The following is a 26,362-nucleotide window of genomic DNA, read 5'->3' as shown; positions in this document are numbered from 1 at the left end:
TTCACACAGCCTCGGCTCGTTCCGGTCATGCGCTGCATGTTGCTCGAACGTCGGCTGTGGGCCGTTCAATACATTCGGGAGTCAGGGCGGGCAGTGGTCGTTCGCTACAGGTGCAAGAGCACCCCGGCGGTTACCCCAAAACCGCCGTTCGACTTCGGAGCTTCTGTGACAAGCTTTTCAAGGTGACACCTTCCTGTGTTGTTCTGACAGCCACTCGCAGAATTGATTTACCTCGCTCCGCTCTTGAAGATTGTCCTGAACGACTAGGAAGAAGCTCCGCTGTAGAGGGAGCCGATATTCGAAGGGAGAGATCAGAAGACCTTGCTCAATGTAGCGGCTCGAAAAGTCCTCGGAAATGATAGCGGCACCGATTCCGCTGGAAATCATCTGCAGGGCAATCAAAGAGGAGTCGGCCTTGATCGCGCCGGCGACAGGCGGCAATTCGAGCCCGAATTGCTCGGACATAAGGCTCCAGTCCGACTCTGAGCCAATAACCTGAACCGCGTGTGCGGCAAGCGTCTGAATGCTGAGATCTTCTCCGAAAGACGCGGCGAAGGCCGGGTGGCAGACGACTTCTGCAAGCCGATGACCCGACAGGTGCCTGATGTCCCGCTCGTCCCAATCTCCGTGCCCATATCGGATCTCGACGTCGATCGCCTCATCATCAATACGGTCAGTCCAAACGGCAGTCGTCAGTTGGACTTCAATGTCGGGGTGAGCTTCATGAAAGCCGCCAAGCTGTGGCGCCAGGACAATCGCCGCGTAACTGATAGAAGCACGCGCGCGCACGATCCGTTTCTTTTTCGATCCAAAAAGGCCGTTGGTGGCTTCCTGCATTTCGGCGAACGCCTTGCGGATGGGTTGCGCATAGGCATGGCCCATGTCGGTCAAGGCAACGCCACGCGGCTGACGTGTAAACAATTGCACACCGAAGTGCTGCTCGAGCAGTTTGATCTGCTGGCTGACGGCAGCTGGCGTGAGGTTCAGTTCATCGGCAGCCGAAGTGAAACTGCTGTTTCGTGCGGCCGCTTCAAAGGCTCTGAGCCATGTCACATGCGGAAGTTTCGTCATCCTCTTCTCCCTATTAGCTCTTATCAGTCGCCTATTTTGCCAAGCGCGGTGCATCTCTGCGCCGACCGCTTTGCGAAGCGAATGGGATGTGGCCCTAATCGCTGCGCTGATCCCGTATACAGAGTTAAATAATTTTGGGCCTAAGCAGTCAAAGGCATTGTTTGCTTAAAGGAGGGCGCGTGGTCCATTTACCGGGAAAGATGGGTGACCAATCGAATTACAGGGTAATACGGGCATGGAATTCGACTACATAATCGTAGGCGCAGGCTCGGCGGGATGCGTATTGGCGGACCGGTTGAGCGAAAAAACGAGCTCCAAGGTTCTGGTAATCGAAGCTGGCGGCTCCGATGCTCGCTTCTGGATCAAGGTGCCCGTGGGTTACGGTTTCACTTACTCCAATCCAAAGGTGAACTGGTGTTACAATGCCGAACCTGACGCAGGTTTGAATTCGCGGATCGCCTATTGGCCTCGTGGGCGCGTGATCGGCGGATCGAGCTCAATCAATGCCATGGCTTACGTACGCGGGTTGGCCCAGGATTTCGACGACTGGGAAAAGGCCGGCGCGGCGGGGTGGAACTGGGAAACGGCGCGATGGGCCTTCGAGCGCTTGGAAAGCCACTGCGAAATCGGGACCGATGACAGGATGCGAATTCGGGGCGATGGTCCGTTACGCATCTCGGATCTTCGTGAACATATGCATCCCTTTTCGGCGCGATTTCTCGAAGCTGCTCACGATCTTGGCTGGCCGACCAAGGACGACATGAATGGCGTGTCCTCCGAGGGGGTGTCCTATTTTCGCAGCACTGTGCGTAAGGGCCTGCGATGCTCGGCGGCAGACGCATTTCTCAGGCCGGCCTTGAAACGTCGCAATGTGAAAGTCGTGACAAATGCGCTGGTGGAAAAACTGGAAATCCGGAACGGGCGCGCAACCGGTGTGCATTACCGCGTCGGGAACCAGCGTATTCTGGCACGGGCAAAGGGTGAAGTCATTGTCAGTGCCGGGGCCATCAACTCGCCACAGATCCTGCAACTGTCGGGCATAGGGCCTGCGGAGCTTTTGAAGTCCCACGAGATCGAGGTGGTTCAGGATCTCGGGCAGGTCGGCAAAGGGCTGCAGGACCACTTGGCGATCACCCATCATTTCGCAGCAAATGAGCCGACACTGAACAACAGGCTGGGGCGAAAGTTCGGGCAACTCTTGGCCGGTATAGAATATGTGCTGACGCGGAAAGGCCCGTTGAGCGTCCCGGTCAATCAGGTGGGCGGTTTTGTCCGGTCCGATGCCGCCCAAGCTGTGCCGGACATGCAAATATATTGCAACCCGGCGTCCTATACGACGCCAGCAAACGGCAAGCCCACCATGGATCGGGCACCGGGTTTCATCCTGTCGGTGCAACCTTGCCGGCCGACGAGCCGCGGCGAGATCCGGATAGCATCAGCAGATCCAGCACAGGCGCCGCTCATCCAACCCAACTCGCTCTCGACCAAAAAAGATCTCGAGGATGCTGTGCAGGCGTGCAAATTGCTGAGGACGCTAGCCAATGCAACAACAATCGTTCGGGTGACAAAGGCGCCCAAATCCCCTGACATCAATAACATGAACGATGCCGAGATGCTGGAGAATTTCCGCGCCAGAGCCTCCACCAATTTCCACCCGACCTGCACCTGCCGCATGGGGCGTGACGCCTCGGATTCGGTGCTGGATGCTCGGCTAAGAGTTCATGGGGTTCAAGGATTGCGCGTTGTGGACGCTTCTGCGTTTCCCAATGTCACCTCAGGAAACACCAACGCTCCGACCATGATGCTGGCCATGCGGGCTGCCGATCTGATCATTGAAGACATGGCATTGGCCCGGCAGCGCAACTGAACAACCGAATTCATGAGGACCACATGCGCCTGGAAAAAATCGAAACCTTCGTCGTCGCCAACCCGCCTCCACGCCATGGTGGCCGCTATTTCATCTTTCTGCGCCTGACAACAGCCTGCGGGATCACCGGGGTCGGCGAGATCTACAACGCGACCTTCGGTCCCGACCTCTGCGCGGCCATGGCGGTCGATGTGTTCGAGCGCCACTTCGCAGGCAGCGACCCGCACCATATCGAACGGCTCTGGCGGCGCACCTATGGCGCAGGATACACGCTGCGCCCCGATGTCACTGTGATGGGCGTGCTCAGCGGCCTTGAAATGGCCTGTTGGGATATCATCGGCAAGGCGGCCGACAAACCGGTTTACGAGCTTTTGGGCGGCAAGGTGCACGAGCGTCTGCGCAGCTATACCTATCTCTATCCGCCGGAGGGCGACGTTTACCCCGATCCCGGCACACCCAATGTCTACAACGATCCGGATATTGCCGCTGAAGTCGCGGTCAGAATGGTCGAAAACGGGTTCACGGCGGTGAAGTTCGACCCCTCCGGCCCTTATACGATTTATGACGGTCACCAGCCGCGCCTAGAAGACCTGGAGCGCAGCGAACAGTTTTGCAAGCGCATCCGCGAGGCCGTTGGGACTCGTGCGGACATCTTGTTCGGCACCCATGGCCAGTTCACCGTGTCAGGCGCCAAACGACTGGCGCGGAGATTGGAGAAATACGAACCGCTCTGGTTTGAGGAGCCCACGACACCGGAAAACCCCGCCGACATGGCCGAAATCGCGCGCTACACCTCGATCCCTGTTGCCACGGGCGAACGGCTCTGCACCAAGCACGAATTTGCCCGCCTCCTCGAGACCGGCGCGGCATCGATCCTGCAAATGGACCTCGGTCGCGTGGGCGGCTTGCTGGAGGCCAAGAAGATCGCGTCGATGGCGGAAACCCGGCAGGCGCAGATCGCTCCGCATCTCTATTGCGGGCCGGTGACGGCGGCGGCCAATATTCAGATTTCCACCTGCAGCCCGAATTTCCTGATCCTTGAAAGCATCGGCACCTTTGACGGCCCGTACATGTCGGTCGTGTCGACAAAAATCGATTGGCAGGAAGGATACGTTATTCCGCCAACCACACCGGGCTTGGGTATCGAGCTTAACGACGAGGTGATCGCCGCCAATCCCTATACCGGTACGGAACTGCATCTCGATATGGCACGCGAGCCGGTCGTCCAGTGAAGCCGGAACTCTTGGAGCGCAGGAAGCAAGGCATGAAAAAGCTGAACAAATTTTACATAGATGGAGCTTGGGTCGATCCGGTTTCAACCTCGACAATGCCGATCATGAACCCGGCTACAAACAGCCGGATCGGCACATTGTCATTGGGCAACGAGGCGGACGTGGACAGGGCGGTCGCTGCTGCACAGCGCGCTTTCGAGACTTTCTCGTGCAGCACGAAGACCGAGCGTCTGATGCTTCTGGAGCGCCTGCTGGCTGCCACAAGGGCAAGAAAGGAGGATCTGGCACAGGCAATCACTGCCGAAATGGGCGCACCGATCACCATGTCGCGCGACGCACAGGCGGATTGCGGGATCGGACATCTCGAAGGCTACATTGCCGCGCTGAAAGCGCAGGAAGAGCGGGAAACTCTGCCGAACGGCGACGCTCTGACCCGCGAACCCATAGGCGTCTGCGGCCTGATCACCCCGTGGAACTGGCCGATCAATCAGATCGCGCAAAAGGTCATCCCGGCTCTTGCCACCGGGTGTGCCTGCGTTCTGAAACCCTCGGAGCACACGCCGCTATCGGCAGATATCTATGCCGAAATCGTTCATGAAGCTGGTTTTCCGGCCGGTGTCTTCAATCTTGTGCATGGTGATGGGCCGACCGTTGGATCCGCTATATCTCGCCACGCTGACATTGCCATGATGTCGTTCACCGGTTCGACCCGCGCAGGCATCCAGGTAAGCAAGGACGCTGCCGAAACCGTGAAACGTGTCACTCTGGAACTGGGCGGCAAATCGCCCAACCTCGTCTTCGCCGACTGCGATCTGGAAAAGCGTGTTGCCGAAGGAGTCGCACAGTGTTTCTACAATACCGGCCAGTCCTGCGATGCGCCGACCCGAATGCTCGTGGAACGCGCCTGTTACGACGAGGCGCTAGAGATCGCGGCGCGGGCGGGCCGGACCCAGAGTGTCGGCGACCCAAGCCAGGAAGGCGACCACATCGGCCCACTCTTCGACAGGATTCAATATGACCGGGTGCAGGCCATGATTCAGGCGGGCATCGAAGATGGAGCGCGGCTCCTAGTCGGAGGATTGGGCAAGCCTGAAGGATTGTCGCAAGGCTGGTTTGTCAAGCCGACGATTTTCGCCGATGTCACCAACGACATGCGCATCGCTCGGGAAGAGATCTTTGGCCCGGTGCTGGTGATCATGCCGTTCGACAGCGAAGACGAGGCCGTAAGGCTCGCCAACGACACCGACTACGGCCTCGCGGCCTACGTGCAGACCGGTGATCCAAAGCGTGCGGCAAGGGTTGCGGACCGGTTGCGTGCGGGCGGCATACATATCAATGGGCGCGGTGCGGGCTATGGGTCACCCTTCGGAGGCTACAAGCAGTCCGGAAATGGCCGCGAGGGCGGAGTATTCGGACTGGAGGATTATCAGGAACTGAAGGTCAGACCGCAGTTCAAACTATGAAACCCGCACCGGGGTCAATCACGCCATGAAGGTGTACGTGCATACACGGTTCGACCAGAAACGAGTTCGCATTGACCTTACGCTCCCGTATCAAGAGCTCCAACCGAGTTTCTGCGAGATGCATGAACGGCAGCTTGCAGGAAGCTGCACCGTAAAGCAGGGCGGCGGCGACAAGGTCGGCTCTGGGCCGTTAGCGATCCCAATTTGCCAACTTCAGGACGACCGCAGATGGCGCGGCACATCCATGGATTGATGAAGGACCCGGATCACGAATATCCTGTCCGGGCCGACCTCGTAGAACACGAGGTGCCGACCCGTGATCAGTTTGCGCGCACCCGGCAAGAGATCCGAACAGTCAGACCCCATTTGCGGATTGACGATGAGCCCTTTTAGGGCGCGATCGATGTCGTCGAGATAGCGGTCCGCCTGCGCCTCGCCCCACTGTCGATATGTTTCGGTCCAGATATCGACGAGATCGGATTTTGCCGCCTGGGAATGATGGATGTCACGCATCCGGAGCGCCGGAGCGGCTCCGTGCCTCGCGCTTGATCTCATCCATATCGAGCGGGCCAGCATCACCGGACTGTTTGCCCTCCATCAACGCAACCCGAAGCCGCGCCCGCTGGCCTTCCTGCTCTTCCATCAGGCGCAAAGAGGCGCGGATCAACTCGCTGGTTGACCCATAACGCCCCTCCTTCAGCATCAGGGCGATGAATTCGTCCCAATGGGGGCCAAGTGTGACGCTTGTGCTTGCCATGCTCACCTCCGGAATACGCATGAATAAGATATATGAGTATTTCGGGCATTTCAACTCGGGGGTGGGCTTGCGCCCTGTTCGGCGCCGGCAGGTCTGTGCAGCTCTCGCAAAGTCAGGTGATCTACAAATGCTCGTGCCTCGGACAGGCAGTCCAACTCATAGTGCCCGAAGAAACCCCAGCAGGCATCGACCTCCTCGCCGTCACGCTCGGCGACATAGCCATAAACCCGGCCGCCGAGGTAGGCATCGAAGGTGACGATCTCAGCGCGCAGAATGTCTTTGGCCTTTTCGCGCAGCGCCTTGGTGACGCGTTTCACACCGAATTCTTTCCGGACCGCCTCCAGCGTCACGTAAACGTAGCCGACCTGGCCGGAATCCCACGGGCAGTGAAACCCGATCGTGTTCATCGCGAGACCGGAATGATCGTAGAGAAACACGGGCAGTAAGATCGCCTTGCGCTCGGCGCGCTCGCGCAGCTGCTCCATCGAGAGGTCGCTCTGGTCTGTGACGCCCGAGAGATCGCGCAGGAACGCATCTGGGCTGTCGAAGGGATGGCTGTCGCCCAGCCGATAGCGCCGATGCCAACAGATCAGCGTACCGAGGTTGGACCACTCCCGTGGGCTCTCAGTATCGGGGTCGTGGTGGATCTTGATGATATGGCCTTGATAGGCCTCCTCGTAGACAGGGTCTTGCATGTCGATGTCCTTTCTTGAAACGCAATCGACCCGCCGAGCCGGTTGAGGCCGCAGGCGGGTCGATTGGGAAATGGTCAGATGGTTGGCGAGTTTGCCGACTGGCGGATCAGGCGGCGGCGCGGTTCTGGCGGTGCTGGACGTGCTCGACAGAGACCTTGAGAAGCCAGTCCTCGAAGCCGAGAATGGTTTGGTGATTGGCCACTGCCGCGACCCAAGCCGCGCGCGGATCGCTGCAGATCTGCATCGGATCGTTGTCGATCCGGCCATTGGCCATCCACGGTTCGGGCTGAATGCGTCCGAGCCAGTCCGCCAGCGACGGAATCCGCCCCTGACAGTCTTCGCGCACATGCTGCTCGCCAATCCAGCGGATCGGGACGACTCGGCCCGCGCTGTTGGTCAGGCTTTGGCCGAAAACGCGTTGAGCATCATAGACCCCCGCCGTATGATGACGATAGGCTCTGTGAACGAAGAGGGCCAGGTGCTCTTTGGATGAATCGAACCAATCATGCACCTGCTGGTAATCCTCTGGAACACCGCCAAACTTTCGGGCGGAGCTTTCGGCGTGGTGGAGGGGATGTGCCATGTCAGAGCCCCTCATGTTCGGTGGTGTTGGTTTCGATATAGCGGTTCGAGTGGCTGACATCGATCTTGTCCGCCTCAAGCGACCAAGTCAGTTCGCCGTAGCCGCCTTCGTTGTTCTCAAAGCCGGGGCTCAGCGCATAGGCGAAATCCCAGCCGAAGTCTTCGACACGGCGCCGTAGCTCTTCCGTGAGGGTGATCGTGTCAGGCGTCACGACAACGTCCTCGACATTGCCGGAATCGCCGTAACCTTCGTATTGCACCTCGATGCTCACCGCACCGAGGGCGCGCAGCTCTGAGAGAAGGGCCGCGCGGGTCTCCACCCGCTGTTCGGCAGCACGTCTCAGGGAGTCGAGTATCTGCGCGTAAAAATCAGTCTCTTGTGTCATGTCTTTGGTCCTTCAGAACAAAGGGAAAGGGAGGGCGACCCTTGCGCGAGGCCGCCCCGAAGGTTTCCTGTGCGGGCTTCAGGCTGCAGCGTCGCCGCGTTTCTCAGCCGTCCGGTCAACCAGGTTGAAATAGAGGTTCTCGGTCGCGCGCTTGAACCCTGGGGGTTTGCGCGGGGCGAGGCAGCGCACCGAGGCGCTGCAGCTCTCGCCGTGCTCCATCGCGAACTGCGTCACCTTTTCGATCAGGTCATCCATGCCTGCGGCCTGAATACGCCTCGTAGGGTAGCTCCCAAGCATCTGGAATTCGGTGACGACGAAGGCGCCATCACGATGCGCGGGATAGAGGGTGATCTGATACTCGAGTGTCTTGGCCATTTCTGGTCTCCTGTGGCGGGCGGGGCGCGGGTATCGCGCCCCTTCAAAACCCGGCAGCGCGAAAGGACCGCCCTTTGTGCAAGGGCGATCCAGGGAAGCGTTGGAAAGAGAGGTCGTCAGTATTCCGACGGCAGCAGCAGGGTCAGCACGCGTCGCGTCTGCTCGGGGTCGGAGGGATCCGGCGAGCCATACTGATAATCGACATCGTAGAGGTCCAGTTTGAACCAGACCGTCGTGTCCTCAAACTCGATGACACCCATCTCATGCCAGCCATGGGGATCGCTGTCGGCATTGAAGGTATCGAAGACGGCAACGCGGCGGCTCAGTTCCAGTTGCGCATCAATTCCGAGCGCCGCGACGCCGCGTGTCATCACGAACTGGCCCTGCGGGGCATCCGCGACAGGGGTAGTGCCGAGGATGGAACGTCGAAACGCATCGTTCTGCGCAGCGATCAGCGCGGCTTCCCGAACGGGATCAAGGTCGAGTGCGGTGGACATGAGATATCTCCGGGACGGGCCAGCCGATCCGATATCGGCTGTAGGCAACCCGTCAGCCGAATAGGGCCGCCCTCGATGTGAGGGCGGCCCAAAGCTCATGTCATGATCGGATGTGGCAACCGTTCCGTCAGGCCGCATCGCCGTTGAAGAAAGCGGGCAAGGATGACGGGCCCTCATTCTCGGCATCGGTCAGCGGATCTGCTGCAGGCACATCGCCTTCCTCGGTCTTCGACCCGTCACCCACCATGTCGGCACCGGCGTCCGTCGCACCGGCAAACACCATTCCGTCGGGCAGCCAGCGCGTCGTCCTGACAACCGTCGCCGCGTCGAATCCTTCCGTCTCACCGGCCGTTTCCGCGAAAGCCCGCTCCATGGCCGCGGCGAGATCGCCCTTGCGCTCGCGATTGCGATCCTCGGCGTAGTCGTCGCCGATCAGTTTTCTCGCTGTGGCCACGGCATGGCCCTTGTTGACCCGACCCCAGTAGTTCTGCGCGGTCGGGCGCCAGCAAGCCGCCACATCGACATCAAGCCGCGCACCGATCTCCTCGATGATTGGGGAGGGGCGATTGTCGGAGGAGAGCTGCGGTTTGACCGCCAGACCCGTCGCCCAGGCGAAAAGCGCCTGCTTGTCTTCGATCGGCAGCGCTGACATTGCCCGGAAGTCATCGGGTTTCTCCAGCTTCATCCAATCTGTGGCAAGGTCCTGTTCCAGCGCCTCGAGCATCTTCTGGGCGACAGTGTCCGCATGCAGCACCTCGCGGTTTTGCGCCTGGAAGGGCCGGATCGAGATATCAAGCGCCTCGTTATTGTAGGACCGCGCCAAAGTCTGCTCGCAGAGCGCGTAGAGCATCGCATCGAACGCCACCTCGAAATCCGCCGCCAGATGCGCCCGCAGGATATGCTGACGCGTCGCGCGCAGATCGTCGGCGAGACTCGCCGAAATCCCGTCCGCCTTGCGCAACGTCGCGGCCGGGTCCGAGCTCGGCACCGGCGTGGAGGAGGTAGGCGGCGTCACCTGTGGACGGGCAGGGGATGGGGCGCCATCCGCATCTGCGGTGACCTCGTCGCGCTCTGGTGCGGCTGGAATTTCCTCAGGCCGCACCAGGCCCTTCTCGACGCGCAGCGCCCCGTCATGACCGATGGTCAAAACCACACCGGCGATAGCCCGATCTGCGTCGGCATAGGGCTTCCGCTCACGCTGCAGAGCCTCGATCTCGCGCAGCCGCGGCTCGATGGCGTAGTATTCGTCCGTTTCCGCGTCCATCCAATCCTCACCGTCATTCTTCACCGCCAGTTCTTCCTCGCGCGCGATGAGACGCTCTTCCTCGGCAAGCAGGCCCGGGTCGGGTTCGATGTCCTGTGGATAGACCCGCCCGAAACTGCGAAACGCGCCGTAATCCACCGAGAGATGCACCTCGACCCATTTCCACGCCGCCTCGAAGGGTTGGGCGGCGGCTTGCAACTTCTCGATGGCAAGGCGCTCCAGGAGTTCGGGGTTTTCCATATGGGCGCTGGCCCGGTCGTCAAAGAGATCGCGTAGCAGAACACCGCCCGCCGCCTCATAGGCTTCGATGCCGACAAAGCGCCCGAGGGCCGAGTTCGCCGAATGCGCGGTTTCGGTCAGCTGGCGTTTGATGCTTTGCGGATGGATGTGATAGCCGCCCTTCACGGCGTTCCAGACCGCCAGTTGGCGATCATGGTCGTCGGTCAGGGTGAAGGCCATGACGCATTCGAGGGTCAGATCGCCCGCGCGGAACTGCTCGATGATCTCGGGCGCGACACGGGCGAGTTTGAGGCGGCGGCGCACCAGGTCGACAGAGACGCCGAACTTCAGCGCAATCTCATCCTCGCTGCGGCCTTCGGCGATCATCTTGTCGAAGGCTTCGAACTGGTCGGCCGGATGCATCGCCGCGCGCTGGAGGTTCTCCGTGGCGGAGGTAAGAACGGCGTTGCGCTCGTCTTCAACGAGGCATGGCACCGGGTGGTCTGCGGGGATCACACCGTCCTCGACGAGCTGCTTCAGCGCCTTGAGGCGGCGGCCGCCAGCATCGACAGCAAAACGTGTCTCAGACAGCGCATGAACCACCAGGTTCTGTTTGATGCCAGTCTCGCGAATACTGGCGAGAAGTTCAGCGTCGTCACTGGCGCTCGCGGCTACCTTTCGGACGTTGAGCGGGCTCGGCTCCAGCTGGTCGATCGGGATCAGGCGAATGTCGGCAGCGCCGTAAGGCGTTGCCGATCCGGCGGCTTCGGTCTTCTTTGAGGTGGTGGGTTTCGAGCGGGTCGAGGTCTTGGCCATGGGTCAGGGTCCTTGTCGCGCCGGACCCGGATGAGCCTCTCTCTATCCTTTCAAGCCCGGCACCCGGGCTTCCCTTTCTCTGGCTCTCTACAAATGCGGATCACGTCAACAATCAACCGTTTTTGAGTGTGACGGTGAGGTCAGCATTCGTCCTGTGGCCCCCGCGATTGCAGTAGACACGACCGGGGCTGGCGACAGCTTCAATGGCGCCTATCTTGCCGCCCGACTTGGTGGGGCATCTCGGTCGTGACACCGGCGCGATCGCCGCGATCGACCTCGGCCTTCTTGACCCATTCGTTCAGGGTCTGCGGCGCGCAACCAATCTTCGAGGAAATCGACAGGATCGCCGACCAGCGGCTCTCATGCTGCCCGGGATTGTCCAGAACCAGGCGAACGGCTCGTTCGCGCACTTCGGGGGAATACTTGTTCGTCGTCTTGCTCATGATGCTCCATCCTACTCAGGAGTTGGAGCCTCCGGCAAACCCGGCGCGGTTCAGAGGAATTGCCATGGATGTGCGGATCATCGTCCAGACGACATTTGAGAACGGAACCACAAGGACGCGGCGCGTAGGAAGCTTTTCCCGCCCCTTTCGGAGTACACAGCCGGAGGGCTTCGGACTGCTGCTCGAAGATGCGAAATCCATGCTTTGGCAATTGCAGCAAGCGATCCTTCTTGACCAAGTCGAGGAGATCTCGGAGGCGAGTAGGGTCTGTCCTGACTGCAACAAGGTCAGAGCGATCCATGACTATCGACCCAGGGTTCTGGACACTCTGTTTGGCCGGTTCCAAGTCAAGGTGCCACGCATTCGCCGCTGCGCCTGCAACGCCAAGTCTGAGGTCACCCTGGGTGGACCATTGTCGCCGCTGGCCCGTTTCTTCCCGGACCGATCAAAACCTGAATTGCAGCGCCTCCAAGCCGAGCTTGGGGCGCGACATTCGTTTCGAGAAGCCGCGCGTATCATGGAGATATTTCTGCCATGCGCCAAGCAGGCGAACACCTCGGTGCGTAACCGCCTCGGCAAGATCGCCAGGGACATCAGCGACAGCGAGTATGTGGAACCGGCCGTCTCGTCCACAGACAAGAGTGCGGTGCCGGTGACGGTCTATTTGGACGGTGCGCATGTTCGATGTAGACCGGAATACCAGAAGCGACATCTCGATGTTGTGGTTGGCAAGATCGAGAGCTCGCAAATGTGCCAATGTTTCGGGCTTGTGCCGCAGGCAGCTGGATCACCTTTCAGGCAACTACGGCATGGCCTGCAAGAAATTGGCTGGGACAGAAATAGCCCAGTTACCGTGATTTCAGATGGAGAACCTGCCTTGCCCAATCTTGTGCGCCTCGCCGTCGGCGGCTCGGTTCGCCATATCCTTGATTGGTGGCATATCTCGATGCGGGTTAAGCATGTTGAGAACGCCGTAAGGGGGCTGCTGGAAGCCAAGAATTTCCCGGGCATTCCTGTGCTGTTCGAACGCCCCGCCGAGAGACTGCGATGGTATCTGTGGCATGGAAAAGTTCGAGCAGCCACCACAGACGTTCAATGGCTGATGACCGACAGCGGGCGGCTCTGTAAAGATGATCCTGGAGTGCGCGACGCCGCTGCGCGTGTTCAAGCGCGTTGCCGGGAACTCTACACCCATCTGGCAAACAATATGGACAGCTTGACCAACTATGGGAGGCGATATCGCAATGGTCTTCCGATCTCCTCGTCCCGCGCAGAAGGCTGCGTGGACGACATCGGCAACACACGCATGGGAAAACGCCGACGCATGAGATGGTCACCAAAGGCGCCCATCGCGTCGCTGTCGTGCGGGCCGCCGTTCTCGACGGAAAGTTGACCAGCGCATATCGCAGGACCGAAGCCTAACCCCCAGGTTTCGCCCACTCCCAACAGTTTCTGACGCCTGCCGTAGAAATGCCCTTGCTGCATTGGCGTTTCGCTTCGCCGTCAGCCTGAAATCAATAAGCTGGCCAAACTGATCAACAGCGCGCCACAGATAACACCACCGTCCGCCAACTCGGACGTAAGTCTCATCGACGTGCCACTGAAGCCCTCGCCAGGAACGATGCGCCCCATAGGAGCGCTTGCGTATTTCGGGGCCGAACTTGCGAACCCAACGATGGATCGTTGAAGCGTCGACCGTCCCCCTCGCTCAGCAAGCATATCCCGGACATCGCGACACGAAAGGGGGTATCGGCAGTACCAGCGCACAGCCATCAGGATGATCTCGCGCGGAAACCGGTGCCGCTTAAAGGGGTTCTTGCGCCGTGACATCGGGTCCTCCATGATCAGATGCGGTCAGTTTTCTGAATTCGGACAGTTCCGTAGTGGCATGGTTAGTGTCGGAGGATTTGAAGGCGCCTGCCGTATCGGGCCCAAGATGGGCATCGATGGTTATGCCCGCGTACTGTTGGTCCGTTTCTGCCGCAGTGCGAGCACAACAGTCACCACGGACCCAGCCAGAAAAATGATCGAGATCCAGCTGGAAAACAGGAAGTAAGGATCTCCGCCCGTGGCCGAGAATGCCTGCCGCGCGCTGTTTTCAAGGCTTCCTCCCAAAACGAACGCAATGACGAAAGGCAGAGGGGACATATCGACCTTGCGCATCAGATAGCCCAATATTCCGAAGCCGAGGGTAAACCAGAGCGACTCCATGCTTGGTTCCTGGGCATAGACAGCCGTAAAGGTCAGAAGCAAAACCACCGGCAGCAAGGTTCTTTTGGGCACCCGTACCATGACTGTTGCGGCCCGCATGAACGCCCCGCCAAACGTCCAGTTGACGAGATTGGCAAACAACATCGCCGTGAACAATCCGAAAACCAAAACGAGTTCAGTGTTCACAACGCTTTCACTGAAGCGAAAGACCGAAGGGCCAGGGGTGAACCCGCCGATGGAATCCGTGGCGAGAATGATGAACACCGCCGCCGCATTGCCGGGGATGCCCAAGCCAAGAACCGGGATCAGGTTCGATCCAGAGACGGAACTGTTCGCCGCCTCGGTCGCGGCCACGCCCTCGATGGCCCCTTCCCCAAAGGCGGGCGCGCCTTCTGGGCGGCGGCGCACATAGCGCGCCCGTCCCAACTGGTAACCAAGCGCCGCTGCCAGCGTCGTTCCAATGCCGGGAAGGGCACCAATGATCGTGCCCACGAGTGATGACTGGCCAATGTAGGGAGCAATGCGCAGAACTTCCGCGCGCGTTAAGCGCTGGTCCCCGTGATCGACAATCCGTTCACGCGCTCCAGACAGATTGCTTCTGTGCCAAAGGTCTTCATATTCTTTCAGGACCGCGCCGACGATCAATACCCCCAGAATTGCCGTCATTATTGAAAACCCGCCCGCCAAAGCGTCGGTTCCCAAAGACAGGCGAGGGTAGAAGTCTTCGCCACCGCCGATGAAAACAGCAATCAATCCCAATGCGACCGAAATCAGCCCCTTGCCGGGAGAGCCGCCGATAACTGCCGCAATAAAGCTGAGCGACAGGATCAGAAGCGCGGTTTTCTCGGGAAAATCCAGATGCCGCTCGACCATCAAGGCAACGAATGGCGCGCATACGAACAGCGCAATATCGGAAAACGTATCACCAGACACAGACGACAGATGTGCGACCTTCAATGCCTTGCGAGACTGGCCGCGTTGCGTCAGAGGGTAGCCATCCAATGTGGTCATATAGGCATCCGGTGTCCCGGGTGTGTTGAACAGAATGGCTGGAACCGCCCCTCCGAGCGTCGCGCCTTTCATGATACCGATCAGAAACCCCAAAACGGGCAGCAAGGCTTCGACGTTGTATCCAAAGAACGAAATAAGGATCGGAAGCGAGATCGCCATCGCCATCGGCCCGGCCAGACCAGGTGTTGCGCCAACCAAGATGCCTGTGACTACGCCGGCAAAGACCATTACCAACGTCAGTGGAATTGGAACACCGAGCAGTTCGAAAGCGGCCGGGCCAAAAATGACCGCCTGCATCCCGGCTAAGATGTACTCCAGCGGCTGCATCAATAATCACCGTTGGGCGGCAGCAAAAGATCATCGAATGGCACATCGACCAGCGCAATCAAGCCCATTGTCACTGCGACCGCAATCAGGGCGGTGCGGGCCTGCAGGCGTCCAGCGGACAAAGACGCCATTCCACCAATCATTGTGACACCTCCAAGGAAATAACCGATGTATTTCCATGGGAAGGTTTCTCGCAACAGGCGGTACTCTGTGTCTGTGCCGCCGAATCCTTCGGCAACGAACAGAAGGCCCGGGCCTGCATGCCGCATGAGTAAAAGACCAAAGGCGATGACAGCGACAAGTGCAGCCGTATGCAAGAAAGGCGCCAGGGGCACCTTGATGCTCGTGTGCTGTCGCTGTTCGATCAGCAGAAGCGCACCGCCGATTGCCATCAGGGAAAAGGCGATGGTCGGCGCAAATGCGTCCCCGATGGTGACTTGCCGACGAACCTGAACGACCAGGCCCGTGCCTGTGTCCTGAGGAACCCAAAGGAACAAGCCGACAAGCGCAAAAAGCACCGCGCCACTTCCGATATAAATGTTCAATCGGTACATCCGATCTTCCTCACAAGGCTGTTGGTCGCGCCAACGCAAGCAGGCGCGACCCAGAGGCAAAAACTATTCGGAAGCCGCCTGCATCAGTTCCTTGGCGGATGCAAAGCTGCTGTCGATAAAGGCTTGGAGCTCCTCACCCGAAATGGCCTCACCTCCTCCGAAATTCGCTTTGAGCAGGGCGCCAGCCTTCGTGCTCTCGTCCAGCACGATTTCCGAAATCGATTGTGCCAGCGTCGCCTGCGCCGCGCCGTCCATACCCTTTGGTCCAAAGTACATGAAATAGATATCAAGATTGTACGGCACGCCCAGATCACCCAACAACGGTGCATCCGGCGTCAGGCTCAGCTTGCGTGACATGCCCGAGACCAGCTCTACCAGTTCGCCAGCTTTGACGCCCTTTGAATGCGCTCCGGCAACAAATCCGGCGTCAAGATCGCCAGCATAAAGCGCGTTCAACATCCCGCGCCCGCCTTTGACCATCGTGATGTTCATGTCGATGCCGGCTTCTTTGCCCATCAGATAGGTCACATCAGCGATTTTTGGCGTAATGGCGCCAACTCTCAAAGGCGCGCCGGCCTTGGCGGCAGCGACAAAATCATCAAAGGTTTTCCAACCTTTCGAGGCGGGCACGACGAATGCAACTTCAGCCAGCGTTGTGGTCACAATCGGCGTGACATCATCCGGCGTCATGTCGGCGGTCCCGTCCGCCATTCCGTAGTCAAGGGCTTCTGAAATACCAATGCCAAAGACGGTGCCATCCGCTGGGGCCCCCTGCATTTCCTTTGCCATGATAAGGCCCGCTTTACCGGGCGTATTCTGCGGCGTAATTGTCCACCCGTAACGGGTTTCCAGCTCTTCCGCGATCAGCCGCGCCTGGCTGTCGGAACCGCCCCCAGGCGGGAACGCAATGTGCATCGTGATTGGCCCCGGCGGAGTCCAGTCTTCAGCAAGGCTCGCCGTTGCTGCTATGGAATACCCAAGCGCAATTGCCCCAAAGGCGAGAAATTTTTTCATGGTAGTTCCTCCCAAAATCTCCATGTTGGAGCGGTAGCAGCAATAAGCCGGACATGTCAACCTTTTACTGGACATGTCCGGTAAATGTTCGTATTAGTCACTTAAACGAAGGATTACCCATGGAGCAAAAACGCCCAAAACCGTTTGACACGAATGAGCCCCTTCAGGAATCTGTGACATTCAAGATATCCCGGCTCAGTCAAAGACATGCCTCTCAGGCGTCAAGAGTTCTGCGGGAATTGTCGGGCCCACCGCTATCAGAGTGGAGGGTCTTGATGCTTTTGGCGACCTATGGACCCGGCACAGCCGCCGAAATCGCAAGATATCTGCAATCCGACGACTCTTTGATCAGCCGAACAGTGAAAACGATGCTGAGCAAAGGCCTTTTGCAAAGCACGCCTGATCCCAAGGATCGCAGAGCCAGCAAGCTCACACTCAGCCAGGAGGGAAGTGTGCTCTATGAGCGGATGCGACCAAGTATGCACCGCCGCCGTGTCGCCGTTCATGATGCTCTCAGCGAAGAGGAGCGGAACACGTTAAACGCGCTATTGGCCAAACTGGACAAGCGCATGGATGAAATCGATGAGGATTTACAGAGGTTCATTGAATGACCAACAGGACTCCCCCCGCTTCGCACTTGCCACTTGACGGCGTGAGAATTCTTGATCTGACCCACGTGATCGCGGGTCCGATGGCAACGCATCAATTGTGCATGATGGGGGCCGAGGTGATCAAAGTCGAACGTCCGGGGGAAGGCGACGGCATGCGTGCGATCCGCACACAACCAGACCAAAACGGAGTACCACCTGCATTCCGTGCCCTGAACGCCGGAAAGAAATCGGTCGTGTTGGACCTGAAAGCTGCAAAAGATCGGGATCATCTGCTCGCGTTGGCCAAGTCCTGCCACGTGTTCGTGGAAAACTTCAGACCCGGTGCCGCCAAGCGCCTCGGCTTGTCTGCGAGTGATATCCGGCGCGTTCGCCCTGACGTAATATATTGCTCAATCTCTGGCTGGGGGCAAACCGGGGAGCTGTCTCGCCTACCGGCATACGACCATGTCATACAAGCCGCGACAGGAATGATGGCGATGCAGGGCTCAGAGGGCCCACCTGTCAAAGTCGGTTTCCCGGTCGTCGATACGGCAACTGGCATGTCGGCAGCCACTGCGATCCTGGCGGCTTTGTTGCGCCGCGCCAACGGCGATACATCGGACATCGAAATTGATGTGTCCATGGTCGACAGCGCGATGCTCCTGATGGCAACCGTCTATGCGCAGACAATCGCGACAAACGCCGCACCTCCCCGCGTGGGCAATCGAGGGTTTGTTGGCAGTCCGGGCGCGAGCACCTTCGAAACCGCTGATGGCCATGTGTCGATTGCCGCCAATACAATGGGTCAGTTTCGAACATTGTGCAGCATCGTGGGCCGACCGGACCTGGCACTTCCGCCATACCTGCCGGGCGGATTGTCCAACACCGATTTTTTGTTCAACCTTGCCAGCCCCGAACTTGGCTCTGAATTGTCAGCAGAAATTCGAAAACTGGAAGCAGCCGAGTTCGAAAATGCACTCATCGCAGGGGGCGTTGCAGCCGCACGAGTCCGCGATCTGCACGAGTTCTTGACAGAGTTGCACCCCAAGACCCCGGGCTTGAATGTTCCCGAAGAACCAACGGCTCTTATGCCTGGTTTTCGCAGCGACGGCGCTCTCAGACAGGATCGGTGTCACGCGCCACTGCTGGGTGAGCATATAGAAACGCCTGAAACTGCATGAAGTCTCGAGGAAGCTACAGAAAATCACGCGCAATGCCGACCAGCCGACAATGTTAAATCGCCTGCCGCGCATACTGAGTTTCATGACTGAAATACTCTCCAGGTCGTGAATGTACCGAGCGGTGATGCTGATCTCGCCGGGCTCCTGACGCAACATCGGCAGCCGCTTCAACGGGAAACCATTTCTGACCCCGTCTTTGTCGGCGGCCTATTAGATGAGCGCAAGACTGAGGATCGGGAACTCGATCAGGATAAAGAGTACGATCAGCATCACGAATGCGAAGGGCAGGGCGCCCATGAACACATCCTTGAGCGAGATGCGATCGTCGTCGATGGTAGATTTGATGACGAAACACGAAATGCCTAGTGGTGGCGTCAGAAGCCCAATCTCCGCACCGACCACGGTGATGATACCGAACCAGATCAGCGACATGTCGAGCGCCTCTACCAGAGGCAGGAAAAGCGGCACGACGATCAGGATGATCGAGGCGGTGTCCAGCAGCGTGCCGAGGAACAGCATAAGCAGGACGTAAAGCAACATGACCGTCCAGAAGGATGCCGAACTCCCTGCAAGCAGGTCTTCGAGCTGATTTGGCAGACCGGCGAGGCCCAACATCCGGCTGTAGATCGATGCGGCGGTAATCAGGAACAGGATCGCCGCTGTGATGTGGCCGGTTTCCAGCAATGCGTTCCAGAAGGCCTTGGGCGTCATCGACCTGCGGAAGAACGCGATGATTAGTGCCACAAGCGCCCCGGCTGCCCCGGCTTCGACGGCTGTGAGCCAGCCTGTGTAAATGCCGCCCAGAACGACAGTGATCAGGAATAGGGTCGGCAGAGTCTTCGACGCGATTTCACGGGCGGACATCCACTCGGTGTCTTCGACCACCCGTCCGCCGACAAAGTTCGGTGTGAAGCGGCCCATGAACCAGATCGCGGCAACATAAGCGATGGCCAGCAGGATGCCTGGAATGACGCCGGCGAGGAACATGTCGCCCACCGATTGTTCGGCTACAAAGGAGTATATGATCAGCATGGCTGAGGGCGGGATAATCATGCCCAGCACGGACGACCCAGCCACGACCCCCACCGCGAAGCGGGAGTTGTAATCCTGCGCCATCATCTGCGGCACGGACACCTTGGTGAAGACCGAAGCCGACGCGATAGACGATCCGGTCACGGCGGCGAACACGGCGTTCGCGCCCACCGTGGCCATACCAATTCCGCCTTTGACCTTGCGAAACCGCATGGTCATGACTGCGTAGATGTCCCTTCCCAACCCAGCTTTCGACACGATTAACCCCATGAAAGTGAACAGCGGGATGGTGGCGAAGCTGTATTCCATCGCGCTGTCGCCAACCGCGATCTTGAGCAAGTTCAACGCAAGCGTGAAGTTGTCCCGCATCAACCAGATCGACACGAAGGACACCATGCCGAGCGCAACGGGGATGTAGACGCCCGAGTAGATCAGAAAGACGATTGCGACGACCGAAATGAGGCCAATTTCAATGGGGGACATTGTCAGGACTCATCGTGTTCGGGCGTGCGCACTAGCTCCGAGCGGTCTTTGCCCGCGATCACTTTGAGCACGAAAATCAGGCAGGACAGTGTCGTTCCCATAGAGATAACGAGTTTTACCGGCCACCACGGCAAGGTGAAGAGGCCGGGTACGCCGAAGTAGTCCTGTGTGCTCCACATGTGCAGGAATTCGGGAAAGGTGATGTAGGCGATCAGACCCATGAAGATGGCCGAAATCGCGTTGATGATCCGTCGCAGGTTCGCCGCGACCAGAGGTCGGCGCGCGTGGACAACATTCAGGAAGCCGTCGGAACGCGTCAGCCGGTCCACCCTGACCACATCCGCCAATTGCAGAAAAACGATGAGTACGACCGAGAATTGTACCATCTCGTAGGTGCCCTTGAGCGGGGCCGAAAACACCCCGCGGGAGATCACGTCAACATTCAGGATGACGACCAGCGCCAGCACCACAAGGGTACCCAAGGCGTTGGTCGCGATCGCAAGCGTATTGGTGATCCGGGACAGACCGGCGACTGCGGACTTGAACATGGTTGCGTTCCCCCGGATCGCCAAAGATTTAGTTTGCGGTCCAGTCACGTACGCCTGAAAAGCCCGCATCCGCCAACTTAGCGAGGTAGGCAGACAGCATTTCCGTGCCCTGCTCGCCATTGGCGTTCAGCGTTTCCGCCCATTCCTGCGCGATGTTGGGCATGGAGTTTGCCCAGACTGCGCGGTCTTCGGCAGAGACTTCGACAATCGTGCCACCGGCCTCGATATAGGCTGCTTTGGATGCCGCCGCGATGTCCATCGCAATGCTTGCCACGTGGTTGCGGTAGTCGATGGCGACGGCTCGCAGCACGTCCTTGACCTCATCCGGCAGGCCGCTCCAATAGCCGGCGTTCACGGTCACGGTCTTGGTGTTCACCGCACCCAGATCGGCCTGCAGCATGTAGGGCGCCACTTCGGCGATCTTGAACGTCGCCGCTGCTTCTGGCCAGAGCATCGCGCAATCCACCAGGCCCGTCTGGACCATGTTGTAAAAATCAGTCAGGCCGCCGCGCACACCGGCCGCGTCCTTGATCCCTTCGAGATACCGCAGGTTCAGACCCGCTCCGGCGATCTTCTTGCCTTCGAGGTCGGCGACCGAGGACACCTCGGACGAACAGAAGATCTGGTAGGTATCCAGCACAACTCCCGTCGCCAGATAGACCTGGTTCTGCGCTTCGAATTCGTTGTTCATCGCCGGGAATTCGCGAGCGATCTCGTCCACGGCTTTCGCCACGGCGCGCGCATCGGACGACACGAAAGGTGTAGAACCCGCGATACCCTGGCTGGGCAGTTTCGACGAGTGGAAGATCGTCGTCACGATACCGATGTCACCAAGGCCAAGCTGGATGCCTTCCAGAACGCCACGCGGCTTGACGATCGAGCCCCCGTAGTTTTCCTGCCACTCCATTTGATAATTGCCTGTTTCGGCAAGGCGTTTGTCGACTTCAGGAATGAAGAAATCAGTGAACTCCCGCACCCAAAGCGCGCGCGCCGGGTAGCCATCGATGACGACCGCCGAGATCTTTTCCTGCGCCATCACAGGCAGCGCTATGCAGGTTGCCAAAGCCGCGGCGATCAAGCCACTTTTTGTCGTGTGTGCCATGAATTTCCTCCCATGAATTTGGGCACTTGCGCCCGGATTATCGGTGTCAGTCTGTCGCCACCCATCCTTGCAGATATGCGGCGTCTCTATGCCGGTTGCCTTTGCCCCGAAGGCTTCAAATCACCTCGCACACATCATCAAATTCAAACCGGGGGAGCTTTTGAAAAAGTGCGGTTTCGTCCGCATGGCCGATGTTGCACAGAAAATTCGATTTCCATCCGTTTTCAGAAAAGAACTCCTCGTCCACGATCTTGTTGGAGAATCCGGACATCGCGCCAACATCAAGTCCCATCGCCCTTGCCGCGATCATGAAATACGCGCCTTGCAGGGTTGAATTGCGGAACGCGGTGTCGTGGGCGTATTCTTGCTTGCCCTCGAACAGTGGTTTGCGATCCTCGTGTGGGAAAAGGAAATCCAGCTTTTGCCAGTAGAGCGGATCCCACGCGATGATTGCCGTCACGGGGGCTGCGCGCATCTTGTCGATATTTTTAGCCTTCAGCGATTTGGCCAGACGATCCTTCGCGGCACCGCTTTTGACAAACACGATCCGTGCCGGGCAGGTGTTCATGCTGGTTGGACCCTGAATAGCAATGTCGAACAGAGTGTGCAGCATCTCGTCGTCGACAGGCTTGTCGGTCCAGGAATAATGTGATCGGGCATCTCGCAGGATGACGTCGATAGAGGCGTCATCCAGATGCGGCTTGCGCGCCCGCAGGCTGCGGACCGCCTTTTGGGCCTGCTGACGGAGGTCGGTCATTTCATCCGGCCCGCCCCGCATCGTTCGGCCGCTGTTCTTGTCGCAAAATTGTCTTCGTCGACCACGCGGTTTGCGCAAATGCCGATGCTTTCAGTCTCGACCTCAATGAGCTCGCCTGGGCGCAACCAGCGCGCTTCAGGTTTCTTGGCGTGCGCATCGCCGAACAAGAGATCAGTGGCCCGATCAGCCTCTAAGGCGACAAGACTGTGCACGCTACCGACGGGATCGTCGAGAAAATGCATTTCAGACTCCACGTTGACATACTATATTTTAGCGATAAAGAATCACAATGTCAAATAATATCGATATTTATGATCCAACCGGAGGAGCACATGCCCAGCTGGAATGAATACGAGGCCGAAGCCCGCGCGCGTGGGGCACTGGCCCACGAACTGTACATGGTTCTCTCAACGCCCGCGGGCGATCCGGCCAAAGTCAAAGACACACTTCCCGAGCATTTAGCCTTTCAGGCTGACCTCGAAGCGCGTGGAGCCCTGTTCCTTGCTGGGCCAATCTCGGACGAGACGGGCGAGCTGATGCAGGGTATCGGCCTGATTATCTATCGCGCTGCGTCCTTCGACGAGGCCCGAAAACTGGCCGAGGCCGATCCGATGCACGTGAAGGGCGCGCGCAGTTTCGTTCTGCGCCGCTGGTTGATCAATGAAGGATCACTTTCACTGTCCGTCTCACTGTCTGCGCAAAACGTGAAGTTTGGCTGACGTCGTGGCCTGGTACGGATTTCTTGGGGATATGCTCATAAAGCTGATCAAGTAGCGGTTGTCCCACTTGCGGGTTAGCGATGCTGTCGCCTTTCCGGAGAAAATCAGGAACCATCACCTCGGAAAAGATCGCGGAGGACGTTCTTTTGCACCTTACCCATCGTGTTGCGTGGCAGAGCGTCCAGGATCTCATAGCTGCGGGGATGCTTGAAGCGCGCAAGGCGGTTCTTCACCGTATCTGCGATCACTGATGGATCGACTTGGGTGCCATCTTTGGGGACAATTGCCGCAATGATCGCCTCGCCAAAATCGGCGTCTGGCACGCCGAAGACAGCGGATTCGCTCACACCGTCGATATCGTTTAGAACGTCTTCGATTTCCTTGGGGTAGACGTTGTATCCTCCCGTAATGATCAGGTCCTTGGCGCGACCGACTATGGACAAATAGCCATCCTCGCTGAACTGGCCAAGGTCGCCGGTAATGAAGAAACCGTTCTCGCGCAGTTCGGCTGCTGTCTTCTCCGGCATCTGCCAGTAGCCTTTGAAGACGTTGGGGCCTCGCACTTCTATCATGCCGACGTCTCCACTGGGGACAGGGTCCCCTGTGTCGGGATTCGTGAGGCGGAGCTCGACGCCAGAAAGCGGCTGACCAACGGTGCCCGCGCGGCGTTCCCCGTCATATGGGTTGGAGGCGATCATGTTGGTTTCGGTCATGCCATATCGCTCAAGGATATGGTGGCCGGTTCGATCAGTGAATGCGACGTGGGTTTCGGCCAGAAGAGGAGCGCTGCCAGAAATGAAAAGGCGCATATTGCGCACGGCTTCGCGGGTCAGGCGATGATCGCCGAGGAGCCGGGTATAGAACGTGGGCACGCCCATCAGCACTGTCGATTGGGGCATTGCCGACAGGATGGCGTCCAGATTGAACGACCGCATGAAGTGAACCGAAGTGCCAGCGAGAAGCGAGGTGTTGAGTGCCACGAAAAGACCATGGGTATGAAAGATCGGCAAGGCGTGGATAAGCGTGTCGTCCTTGGTGATCCGCCACTGGTCCACCAGTGTCTTGGCGTTGGACAACAGGTTGTCATGGGTCAGCATTGCGCCCTTGGATCGGCCGGTTGTTCCTGAGGTATAGAGCAGGGCGGCCAGGTCTTCCGGGCCGCGGACCACCGTCTCGAATGTCGAAGGATGCGCCTGAAGCTCCTCGGTCAAGCGGCCAGAGCCATCTGCATTCAAGGTCAGCAAAGTGGCCCCCACCTCTTTGGCAAGGCTGGAGAGCGAGGCTTCGCTTCGCGTGTCGCAAATGATGATCCGTGGAGCCGCATCGGTGACGAAATAACTGACCTCGTCCGTCGTGTACCCGGTGTTCAGGGGCAGAAAGACGCCGCCTGCCTGTATTGTTGCGGCGTAGAGCGCAACCATCTCAACCGACTTCTCAGCCTGAACCACAACGCGGTCGCCTGGAGCAAGCCCGCGCTTCTTGAGAACATGTGCGATGCGTGCCGCCAGTGCCACGAAGTCCTCGAATGTCAGGTCCGGCGCTTCGGGTCGCTTCAAAAAGACCGACGGCACCACCGCATGGGGCGCGATCAACGCGTCGTAGAGATGGTTTGTCATGAGGATCGTCCCTTTTGCTTGCGCGCATTTGATTTCTGGTTTGCCTCACGGAACGAGGGCGCCGTTGATATCTCTCCGTCCTGAACGAAGCGTTCGTGGTTTCGTTCGATCAATGCGAGATCGTAGTGGTAGTTCACCATCGCCCCACCTGACTGCCGAAGGCCGTTTTCGCTGATATCGGCAGCGGGATGGACCGCATGGATCTGTGCGCCGTTGCCGAGATGAAAGCGCGCGACGGGATCGAAGGGGTCTCCCCGCGCGGTCTTGGCATTCAACAAGTAGTCTGAGGCAACCGCCTGGATCTCTTCCTGGGTTGCGGTTCCGTGCAAAAGTCGCCTTGAGGCTTCGTCGTCTTGCTGCTCAAGCCAGGGCATCAGTCTGGGGATCGGGGACAGGGTCACGAATGTGGAGAGTTGCGGCAATTCCTGTCGCAACTCGTCTACCACTTGTTTGATCAGAAGGTTACCAAAGCTGATGCCTTTCAGGCCCGTCTGGCAGTTGGATATTGAATAGAATACCGCGACGTTTGTATCTTGCGCTTCGAGAACTGCACGATCATCCGCCAACACCTTTTGGATCGAGTCGGGAATGTCCAAAGTCAGGGCAACCTCGACGAAGATCAGCGGTTCGTCCGGCATGACCGGATGGAAATAGGCAAAGCACCTTCGATCAGTGGGATAAAGCCTCCGTCGCAGGTCGTTCCAGCTTTCGATTGCATGAACGGCTTCGTATTCGACGATCTTTTCGAGGATGCTTGCGGGGGTATCCCAGTTTATCCGGCGCAGAACCAAAAAACCACGGTTGAACCAGCTACGCAGCAAGTGTTGGAAGTCGAGATCAATCCGCGAAAGCGCAGGCGCGTCGCGGAGCATCGAAAGCAAGTCTGTACGCATCTGAACGAGAGCGCGGGTTGCTCCGGTGGGTTGGTTCAGCCGCCGCAGCAATTCCTGCCTGCGTGGTTCAGCCGCAACCGAAAGGTCACGGTAATCATTCGTAGATCGCGACTGGGCATAAGTTTGCACCGCCGCCTCCAGCGCCAAGAGATCGACCTCTAGCGCCTCGTTCAGAAAGTCAAAGAAGGTGAGCTTCTCACCGGCGCTCAGCTTCGCGTAACGCTCTAGAATGGCTTTCGCCAGATGGATACCGGACACCTCACCTTCGGCGTCGAGAAGCGCCAGACACATGTCCTCAAGGCTGCGCTGATCACTAGGCTCCAGACTCGTTCTTTTTCATAGCCAGAACAAAACGGTTGCGGCGAGAGCGATGGCTGAGAAGAAGGTTTCCGGGCATCGGTCGTATCGGGTCGCGACGCGTCTCCAGTCTTTCAGGCGTCCAAACATGACCTCGATCCGGTTCCGGCGTTTGTATCGGCGCTTGTCGTACTTGACCGTCTTCTTGCGGGACTTTCGGCCCGGGATGCAGACCTTTATCCCCTTGTCTTTCAATGCTTCTCGGTACCAATCGGCATCATAACCGCGATCCGCGAGCAACCAGTCAGCTTTCGGCAAGCTGCCCAGCAGCGCCGCTGCCCCGGTATAATCGCTCACCTG

Annotated in this window: 27 protein-coding genes and 3 pseudogenes; 8 read left to right on the top strand and 22 right to left on the bottom strand. The window is 58.6% G+C overall.

What is annotated here, in order from left to right:
* Window positions 1-177: 177 nt before the first annotated feature.
* Entirely contained in the window at window positions 178-1,071 is an 894-nt protein-coding gene (locus BLT75_RS22545; RefSeq protein ID WP_093037662.1) for a LysR family transcriptional regulator, read from the bottom strand.
* Between the two features lie 235 nt (window positions 1,072-1,306).
* On the opposite strand from BLT75_RS22545, the gene BLT75_RS22540 reads away from it, so the two are divergent.
* Genes BLT75_RS22540 through BLT75_RS22530 form a run of 3 tightly spaced genes read left to right on the top strand, consistent with a single transcriptional unit; the run spans window position 1,307 to window position 5,633 of the window.
* Window positions 1,307-2,938 (top strand): GMC family oxidoreductase, encoded by a 1,632-nt coding sequence (locus BLT75_RS22540; protein WP_093037621.1) that lies wholly within the window; start codon window positions 1,307-1,309, stop codon window positions 2,936-2,938.
* A gap of 23 nt (window positions 2,939-2,961) precedes the next feature.
* Window positions 2,962-4,170 carry a mandelate racemase/muconate lactonizing enzyme family protein gene (locus BLT75_RS22535; RefSeq protein WP_093037619.1) on the top strand — a complete coding sequence of 403 codons (1,209 nt, stop codon included), beginning with the start codon at window positions 2,962-2,964 and terminating at the stop codon, window positions 4,168-4,170.
* Window positions 4,171-4,202: 32 nt separating this feature from the next.
* Window positions 4,203-5,633, top strand: coding sequence for an aldehyde dehydrogenase family protein (locus BLT75_RS22530; RefSeq protein ID WP_093037617.1), 1,431 nt, complete (start codon window positions 4,203-4,205; stop codon window positions 5,631-5,633).
* A gap of 213 nt (window positions 5,634-5,846) precedes the next feature.
* Here BLT75_RS22530 and BLT75_RS22525 read toward each other — a convergent pair whose 3' ends face one another.
* The 8 genes from BLT75_RS22525 to BLT75_RS22490 all read right to left on the bottom strand — a co-directional run bounded on the left by BLT75_RS22525 (window position 5,847) and on the right by BLT75_RS22490 (window position 11,224).
* Complete coding sequence (locus BLT75_RS22525; RefSeq protein ID WP_093037614.1) at window positions 5,847-6,146, bottom strand: type II toxin-antitoxin system RelE/ParE family toxin; 300 nt, start codon at window positions 6,144-6,146, stop codon at window positions 5,847-5,849.
* Window positions 6,139-6,390 (bottom strand): type II toxin-antitoxin system ParD family antitoxin, encoded by a 252-nt coding sequence (locus BLT75_RS22520; protein ID WP_093037612.1) that lies wholly within the window; start codon window positions 6,388-6,390, stop codon window positions 6,139-6,141. The genes BLT75_RS22525 and BLT75_RS22520 overlap by 8 nt, the downstream gene beginning before the upstream one ends.
* Window positions 6,391-6,440: 50 nt before the next feature.
* A complete protein-coding gene (locus BLT75_RS22515; protein WP_093037610.1) occupies window positions 6,441-7,085 on the bottom strand; it encodes a hypothetical protein in 645 nt (214 codons plus the stop codon).
* A 106-nt stretch (window positions 7,086-7,191) separates the two neighbouring features.
* Entirely contained in the window at window positions 7,192-7,668 is a 477-nt protein-coding gene (locus BLT75_RS22510; RefSeq protein ID WP_093037607.1) for a DUF6915 family protein, read from the bottom strand.
* Window position 7,669: 1 nt separating this feature from the next.
* Window positions 7,670-8,053: a DUF6878 family protein gene (locus tag BLT75_RS22505; RefSeq protein WP_093037604.1), complete on the bottom strand. Its 384-nt coding sequence runs from the start codon at window positions 8,051-8,053 to the stop codon at window positions 7,670-7,672.
* 78 nt (window positions 8,054-8,131) lie between these two features.
* Entirely contained in the window at window positions 8,132-8,428 is a 297-nt protein-coding gene (locus tag BLT75_RS22500) for a hypothetical protein (protein WP_093037601.1), read from the bottom strand.
* Window positions 8,429-8,544: 116 nt separating this feature from the next.
* Window positions 8,545-8,925 (bottom strand): DUF3768 domain-containing protein, encoded by a 381-nt coding sequence (locus tag BLT75_RS22495; RefSeq protein ID WP_093037598.1) that lies wholly within the window; start codon window positions 8,923-8,925, stop codon window positions 8,545-8,547.
* Window positions 8,926-9,052: 127 nt separating this feature from the next.
* Window positions 9,053-11,224: a ParB/RepB/Spo0J family partition protein gene (locus BLT75_RS22490; RefSeq protein ID WP_093037595.1), complete on the bottom strand. Its 2,172-nt coding sequence runs from the start codon at window positions 11,222-11,224 to the stop codon at window positions 9,053-9,055.
* Window positions 11,225-11,378: 154 nt separating this feature from the next.
* Between BLT75_RS22490 and BLT75_RS22485 the strand changes: the two genes are divergently transcribed.
* The gene (locus BLT75_RS22485; RefSeq protein ID WP_245706628.1) at window positions 11,379-11,474 is read left to right on the top strand and encodes a PfkB family carbohydrate kinase; all 96 of its coding nucleotides are present in this window, start codon (window positions 11,379-11,381) and stop codon (window positions 11,472-11,474) included.
* Here the strand turns inward: BLT75_RS22485 and BLT75_RS24960 are convergent.
* A pseudogene (locus BLT75_RS24960) lies at window positions 11,434-11,667 on the bottom strand (transposase); the annotation flags it as partial. The gene BLT75_RS22485 and the pseudogene BLT75_RS24960 sit on opposite strands and share 41 nt — an antisense overlap.
* Before the next feature lie 64 nt (window positions 11,668-11,731).
* Here BLT75_RS24960 and BLT75_RS22475 point away from each other — a divergent pair.
* Window positions 11,732-13,089, top strand: a pseudogene (locus BLT75_RS22475) (ISKra4 family transposase).
* A 28-nt stretch (window positions 13,090-13,117) separates the two neighbouring features.
* Here the strand turns inward: BLT75_RS22475 and BLT75_RS25330 are convergent.
* The 4 genes and pseudogenes from BLT75_RS25330 to BLT75_RS22455 all read right to left on the bottom strand — a co-directional run.
* Window positions 13,118-13,497, bottom strand: a pseudogene (locus tag BLT75_RS25330) (IS6 family transposase); the annotation flags it as partial.
* 120 nt (window positions 13,498-13,617) lie between these two features.
* Window positions 13,618-15,216, bottom strand: a complete 1,599-nt coding sequence (locus tag BLT75_RS22465; protein ID WP_093037586.1) for a tripartite tricarboxylate transporter permease — start codon at window positions 15,214-15,216, stop codon at window positions 13,618-13,620.
* Window positions 15,216-15,770 carry a hypothetical protein gene (locus BLT75_RS22460; protein ID WP_093037583.1) on the bottom strand — a complete coding sequence of 185 codons (555 nt, stop codon included), beginning with the start codon at window positions 15,768-15,770 and terminating at the stop codon, window positions 15,216-15,218. The genes BLT75_RS22465 and BLT75_RS22460 overlap by 1 nt, the downstream gene beginning before the upstream one ends.
* Window positions 15,771-15,833: 63 nt before the next feature.
* Window positions 15,834-16,784, bottom strand: a complete 951-nt coding sequence (locus BLT75_RS22455; protein ID WP_176828208.1) for a Bug family tripartite tricarboxylate transporter substrate binding protein — start codon at window positions 16,782-16,784, stop codon at window positions 15,834-15,836.
* A 53-nt stretch (window positions 16,785-16,837) separates the two neighbouring features.
* Here BLT75_RS22455 and BLT75_RS24535 point away from each other — a divergent pair, with 53 nt between their 5' ends.
* Together BLT75_RS24535 and BLT75_RS22445 are read left to right on the top strand one after the other, a co-directional pair.
* A complete protein-coding gene (locus BLT75_RS24535) occupies window positions 16,838-17,395 on the top strand; it encodes a MarR family transcriptional regulator (protein WP_093037578.1) in 558 nt (185 codons plus the stop codon).
* Window positions 17,392-18,555, top strand: coding sequence for a CaiB/BaiF CoA transferase family protein (locus tag BLT75_RS22445; protein ID WP_093037575.1), 1,164 nt, complete (start codon window positions 17,392-17,394; stop codon window positions 18,553-18,555). The genes BLT75_RS24535 and BLT75_RS22445 overlap by 4 nt, the downstream gene beginning before the upstream one ends.
* A 210-nt stretch (window positions 18,556-18,765) precedes the next feature.
* On the opposite strand, the gene BLT75_RS22440 is transcribed toward BLT75_RS22445, so the two are convergent.
* The 5 genes from BLT75_RS22440 to BLT75_RS22420 all read right to left on the bottom strand — a co-directional run bounded on the left by BLT75_RS22440 (window position 18,766) and on the right by BLT75_RS22420 (window position 22,719).
* A complete protein-coding gene (locus BLT75_RS22440; RefSeq protein WP_093037572.1) occupies window positions 18,766-20,070 on the bottom strand; it encodes a TRAP transporter large permease in 1,305 nt (434 codons plus the stop codon).
* Between the two features lie 2 nt (window positions 20,071-20,072).
* Window positions 20,073-20,618: a TRAP transporter small permease subunit gene (locus BLT75_RS22435; protein ID WP_093037659.1), complete on the bottom strand. Its 546-nt coding sequence runs from the start codon at window positions 20,616-20,618 to the stop codon at window positions 20,073-20,075.
* Between the two features lie 28 nt (window positions 20,619-20,646).
* Entirely contained in the window at window positions 20,647-21,720 is a 1,074-nt protein-coding gene (locus BLT75_RS22430; protein WP_093037569.1) for a C4-dicarboxylate TRAP transporter substrate-binding protein, read from the bottom strand.
* Between the two features lie 115 nt (window positions 21,721-21,835).
* On the bottom strand, window positions 21,836-22,477 hold the full coding sequence (locus BLT75_RS22425; protein ID WP_093037566.1) for a malonic semialdehyde reductase: 642 nt from the start codon (window positions 22,475-22,477) through the stop codon (window positions 21,836-21,838).
* Window positions 22,474-22,719: an FAA hydrolase family protein gene (locus BLT75_RS22420; protein WP_093037563.1), complete on the bottom strand. Its 246-nt coding sequence runs from the start codon at window positions 22,717-22,719 to the stop codon at window positions 22,474-22,476. The genes BLT75_RS22425 and BLT75_RS22420 overlap by 4 nt, the downstream gene beginning before the upstream one ends.
* A gap of 90 nt (window positions 22,720-22,809) precedes the next feature.
* Between BLT75_RS22420 and BLT75_RS22415 the strand changes: the two genes are divergently transcribed.
* Window positions 22,810-23,196 (top strand): YciI family protein, encoded by a 387-nt coding sequence (locus BLT75_RS22415; protein ID WP_093037656.1) that lies wholly within the window; start codon window positions 22,810-22,812, stop codon window positions 23,194-23,196.
* Between the two features lie 104 nt (window positions 23,197-23,300).
* Here BLT75_RS22415 and BLT75_RS22410 read toward each other — a convergent pair whose 3' ends face one another.
* The 3 genes from BLT75_RS22410 to BLT75_RS22400 all read right to left on the bottom strand — a co-directional run.
* Complete coding sequence (locus tag BLT75_RS22410) at window positions 23,301-24,812, bottom strand: malonate--CoA ligase (protein WP_093037560.1); 1,512 nt, start codon at window positions 24,810-24,812, stop codon at window positions 23,301-23,303.
* A complete protein-coding gene (locus BLT75_RS22405) occupies window positions 24,809-25,996 on the bottom strand; it encodes a malonyl-CoA decarboxylase (protein WP_093037558.1) in 1,188 nt (395 codons plus the stop codon). Before BLT75_RS22405 ends, BLT75_RS22410 begins: the two co-directional genes overlap by 4 nt.
* 45 nt (window positions 25,997-26,041) lie before the next feature.
* Window positions 26,042-26,362 (bottom strand): IS5 family transposase (locus tag BLT75_RS22400; protein WP_143028641.1); only part of this gene is annotated, 321 nt, incomplete at its 5' end.

Source organism: Ruegeria marina (assembly GCF_900101475.1).
Classification (GTDB): domain Bacteria; phylum Pseudomonadota; class Alphaproteobacteria; order Rhodobacterales; family Rhodobacteraceae; genus Ruegeria_B; species Ruegeria_B marina.
This window is presented reverse-complemented; position numbering and strand designations above follow the sequence as displayed.